5 protein-coding genes are annotated in these 4,750 nt (G+C 40.4%); all 5 read left to right on the top strand.

Annotated elements, in window-relative coordinates:
• A partial coding sequence (locus WBJ10_RS01535; RefSeq protein ID WP_424287799.1) for an efflux RND transporter periplasmic adaptor subunit occupies positions 1-901 on the top strand: 901 nt, incomplete at its 5' end.
• Positions 902-921: 20 nt separating this feature from the next.
• Complete coding sequence (locus WBJ10_RS01530) at positions 922-3,051, top strand: heavy metal translocating P-type ATPase (protein ID WP_424287798.1); 2,130 nt, start codon at positions 922-924, stop codon at positions 3,049-3,051.
• A gap of 24 nt (positions 3,052-3,075) precedes the next feature.
• Positions 3,076-3,423, top strand: a complete 348-nt coding sequence (locus WBJ10_RS01525; protein WP_424287797.1) for an STAS/SEC14 domain-containing protein — start codon at positions 3,076-3,078, stop codon at positions 3,421-3,423.
• A complete protein-coding gene (locus WBJ10_RS01520; RefSeq protein WP_424287796.1) occupies positions 3,405-4,094 on the top strand; it encodes a DUF1345 domain-containing protein in 690 nt (229 codons plus the stop codon). Before WBJ10_RS01525 ends, WBJ10_RS01520 begins: the two co-directional genes overlap by 19 nt.
• A 57-nt stretch (positions 4,095-4,151) precedes the next feature.
• Positions 4,152-4,328, top strand: a complete 177-nt coding sequence (locus WBJ10_RS01515) for a hypothetical protein (protein WP_424287795.1) — start codon at positions 4,152-4,154, stop codon at positions 4,326-4,328.
• Positions 4,329-4,750 lie beyond the last annotated feature (422 nt).

Below are 4,750 nucleotides of genomic sequence, written 5' to 3'. Positions count from 1 at the left end.
GGTAATTGCTGTTTTAGAAAACCAGGAATTCGTTCAGCTTCAGCAGGACTATCTGGAAAGCAGAAGTCAGTTAGAACTCACCAATTCTGAATATAAACGACAGCAAACTCTGGCGCAACAGAACGTAAATTCTCAAAAAACGCTACAACAGGCAAAAGCCAACTATCAAAGCGCTTTGGCCAGAGAAAATGCGCTGAAACAACGATTGCGTCTAATTAATATTAACCCCGGAAGCTTATCCGCAGGAAATATCCGCAGTCAGGTAAGTATTTATGCGCCAATTAGCGGCTATGTGACCGAAGTGAATGTCAATATTGGGAAATTTGTTAATCCAAACGACATCATGTTTGAGATCGTGAATAGTTCGAACCTGCATGTAGAGTTAAATGTATTTGAAAAAGATGCTGTAAAAGTGAAAGCAGGACAGCAGGTACGATTTACCATGACGAATGATACAACCGAGTTGCGTGCGGTAGTTCAGTTGGTGGGCGGTGAAATTAATCCTGATAAAACTGTAACAGTCCATGCTATTGCCAAAGGAAGTAAAGGTTTTATTCCGGGAACATATCTCAAAGCGTTTATTGAAACTGCAAGTAGCGTAGTTTTGACTTTGCCACAAGCTGCGGTTGTCGATTTCGAAGGGAAGAAGTACATTTTTGTAGCTTCTCAAGCTGCAACCGAAGTGGCACCCAAGCACATTGAAAAGGAAAACGAGACAGAAACTGAGAAAGAAAAGGCGGGAGAATCATTTCATTTTGAAATGATGGAAATAACTACTGGTATAAGTGACGGTGGGTACATCGAGGTGCAGATTCCTGGAAATCCTGATTTAACAGGAAAAGTAGTTTTGAAGGGATCTTATGATCTTCTTTCAAAAATGAAAAATAGTGAAGAGGAATAAGGGCATTAACAATCTTTAACATGGAAAAAAATAATCGCAGAGGCAAGGTTCAAAAAACCAGAACAACACCCCGGAAAACTGAAGCTGTTAATGATCAGAAAGAAAAACCGTTACAAAACCCGGTCTCTAAAGAAACTCCCGGGAAGAAAGAAATAAACGGATCTAAATCCCAAATGGCTAAACACGACCAAGCAGAAGATGCGGGACATAAGGACGGCGGTGTATTTGGTAAAAATACCGAACTGATATTCGCCCTTCTTTGCGGTGTAGCATTAGGTACAGGCTTTGGTTTATCCTATATAAATACAATACCAACCTGGACCAGCTTGTCACTTTATATAGTCGCCTATTTCTTTGGAGGGTACTTTACGGCAAAAGAAGCAGTTCAAACAATCCTTAAAGGGGGATTTGAAATTGATTTTTTAATGCTGGTTGCTGCAATTGGAGCTGCAATTCTCGGTGAATGGGCCGAAGGCGCTTTACTGCTGTTCCTGTTTAGCTTAGGCCATGCTTTGGAGCATTATGCCATGGGCAAAGCCCGTAAGTCGATTGCGGCACTTACCAATCTTGCCCCACCCACCGCCCTTGTAGTAAGGGATGGCAAAGAGGAAGAAATCCATATTGAAAAATTAGTGTTGGGGGATATCATAATAATAAAGCCTAATAGTAAAATACCAGCGGATGGAGTCGTGATTAAAGGAGAGGGCAGTGTAAACCAGGCACCCATTACCGGAGAAAGTGTCCCCGTTGACAAATCGCCCGTACCCGATCCCGCCAAAGATTATACGAGCGAGAAAAGCATTAAACCGCAGTTTAGGGTTTTTGCGGGTACAATTAATGGGGCATCTGTATTAGAGGTGAAAGTAATTAAAGAAGCCAAAGATTCAACCATTTCAAGATTAGTGAAAATGGTAAATGAAGCCGAGAAGCAAAAATCTCCAACACAATTATTTACCGATAAATTTGAAAAATACTTTGTACCTGTAGTATTGATATTGGTTTCAGCCCTGTGTTTTGCGTTCCTGGTAATTGATGAACCTTTCAGTAAAAGCTTTTACAGGGCAATGTCTGTACTGGTTGCCGCTAGTCCTTGTGCATTGGCAATTTCAACACCAAGCGCTGTACTTAGCGGCGTTGCCAGAGCCGCGCGTGGCGGTGTGTTGATTAAAGGAGGTAGACCTTTGGAGGATCTGGGATCTTTAAATGCTATTGCTTTTGACAAGACCGGTACTATAACAGAAGGCAAACCCCAGCTTACTAATGCGATTCCGCTAAATGATATTTCTGAAGAAGAGCTCCTTACCGTTGCAGTAGCCGTTGAAAAGTTAAGTGATCACCCGCTGGCCGAGGCTATTGTTAAGGGTGCAATGGAAAAATTAAAAAAGCAAAAAATTCCGGAAGCACATAACGTTCAAGGGATTGTGGGCAGGGGTGTTCAGGCTGAAGTTGAGGGGAAAAAGGTTTACATCGGCAATAAGGCATTATTTAACAAAGTAGGTATTCCTCCAGAAATTTTGAAACAGGTCGAAGACCTTGAAAAGGGTGGCCATACTTCTATGCTGGTTAAGCGTGATAAGGACTTTATTGGGATTTTGTCTATGATGGATGTTCCCCGTAAAGAAGCAAAGCATGTCCTTTCTGAATTGACTGATCTGGGTATCAAAAAGATGATTATGCTTACTGGAGATAATCAGCAGGTCGCTGAAGCTGTTGCTAAGCAGATTGGAATTACCGATGCGTGGGGGGATTTAATGCCTGAAGATAAGGTGAAAGCCGTACAAAAATTGGACAAATCAGAAGGAATGGTTGCCATGGTGGGTGATGGTGTAAACGATGCCCCGGCAATGGCGAAAAGCACCGTAGGAATTGCAATGGGCGCAGCCGGCTCTGATGTTGCGCTGGAAACTGCAGATATTGCGCTTTTGGGCGACAGGCTTGAAAGCCTGCCTTTTGCAATTGGTTTGAGCAGAAAAGCTAAAGGCATTATCAAACAAAACTTATGGATCAGTCTTGGCGTCGTTGGTGCTTTAATCCCCCTTACCATTTTAGGTATTGCTTCCATAGGACCGGCAGTTATTGCACATGAAGGGTCAACATTGATCGTTGTATTTAATGCGCTCCGATTATTAGCCTATAAAAATGATGCATGATAAAAATCAAATCTGAACGAAAGGATGCTACAGGTACTAGAATTTACATCAGATAATGTTATTGCAACGAAGGCAGATAACCAGTTGAAGGCAGGCGATTATGAAAAGCTCCATCCAATCGTTCATAACATATTAACTAACGGAAAAAAAGTGCGATGGTATCTGGAGATAGCAAGATTTGAGGAATGGTCTGATGACCCGTTCTTGCAATGCATAAGTCATGCGGATGATTTTGAAAAAATTTGTTGCGTGGGTGCAAACGAAGATGATAAGCGGATTATTTCACTGCTCCAGCCATTTAAAAACGCGCAGGTACGCTTTTACACTATAGAAAATAAAAAAGCCGCAGAAACATGGATAAAGGAAAATTAACATATTTCCAGCGACTGGATGCTCATCATAAATTATACATCTCATTAGGCATGGCCTTAATTATTTTCATGTTGACTTATGAAAGTTTTTCTCCGTCTGTGCATTTTATGATTACCTGGCTAGCCTATGCGCTGACTAGTCTAGCCCTTTCCTGGATCACGATTTTAACCTCGCATCCAGCCGAGGTGAAGCATGAAGCACATGACCAAGATTCAAGCCGAACACTTGTATTTTTCTTTGCCGTTGCCGCTGCATTCGCCAGTCTTTTTGCCATTTTGATACTTTTACAAGGTAGCGGAGAAAGTTCCAGGCAGGGTCTTCTTTATCAGATAATCATTCCATTTGCGTGTGTCATGAGCTCCTGGTGGTTGGTCCATACCGTTTTTACATTAAGATATGCCCATTTTTACTATTGTGACATGGATAACGATAAAAAAGGAGAAAATGTGAAACCTGAAGGTTTGATATTCCCCGGCGAGAATGAGCCTGATTATCTCGACTTTACCTATTTCGCTTTTGTTATTGGAATGACATTCCAGGTTTCTGATATTCAGATCACTTCCCGCAGAATCAGAAGGCTAGTCTGGATGCATGGAGTGTTGTCATTTGCATTTAATACTATTATTGTAGCACTCACCATTAATATCGTTTCAGGGCTCATTCAAAAATAAGCAAATAAAAGAAAACCGCTTTAATGATCTTAATTAGTAGAAATTAAAAATTGCGTCATGGAATGGAGTTTAGAAAATTTTCCTGTTGGAATGAATGATTTGGATCCTAAAGTGCGGGGAAAAGCGATTGAAATTGCAAATCAATTAAAAAAAGAAGGGCGAATTAAAGAATCAACATTAGTGGTCGAGGCTATTCAACAAGCTCAGGAATGGTTTTTAAATATGGAAGGATGAAAATTTGTGTGGCTTGAGTTTAATTGTTCTAACTAAAACTGTTGTCAAAACCACAATGCAAGGATCGTTAAACGAACCAAACGTTTAATTATTAGAACTGATGATGCAGAGCAAAAATAAAAGAAGGAAACCTGTGACAATAATGGCCCCGGTTGCTGCTCAAAAAGCCACAAATAGGAAAAGGAAAAATCTTGCCTATAAACCTAAACCTTTCCTCATGGTTATATATTGGTTATTGGCTTTAATACTGGCTTTTAGTACTTTCCTGACTTTGAGACATTATTTTATTAAACATTGGTAGTTTCTGATTCAAAATAGCAAGGCTCGAACTCTAAAATAAAAACCGCCTTTAAAGAGAAATTTTCAAAAGGCTCCCTTTTTCTTTTATGATTATATATTAATCATTAGCACAAAGTTAGGCT

The organism is Daejeonella sp., assembly GCF_049655485.1.
Taxonomy (GTDB): Bacteria; Bacteroidota; Bacteroidia; order Sphingobacteriales; family Sphingobacteriaceae; genus Daejeonella.
Note: the sequence above shows the minus strand (reverse complement) of the source record. Positions and strands in the feature narration are given on the sequence as shown.

Coding starts and splice junctions, on each gene's coding strand:
- WBJ10_RS01520 (WP_424287796.1), top strand. CDS start 3,405: ATGGATAAAGGAAAATTAACATATTTCCAGCGACTGGATGCTCATCAT.
- WBJ10_RS01515 (WP_424287795.1), top strand. CDS start 4,152: ATGGAATGGAGTTTAGAAAATTTTCCTGTTGGAATGAATGATTTGGAT.
- WBJ10_RS01530 (WP_424287798.1), top strand. CDS start 922: ATGGAAAAAAATAATCGCAGAGGCAAGGTTCAAAAAACCAGAACAACA.
- WBJ10_RS01525 (WP_424287797.1), top strand. CDS start 3,076: ATGCTACAGGTACTAGAATTTACATCAGATAATGTTATTGCAACGAAG.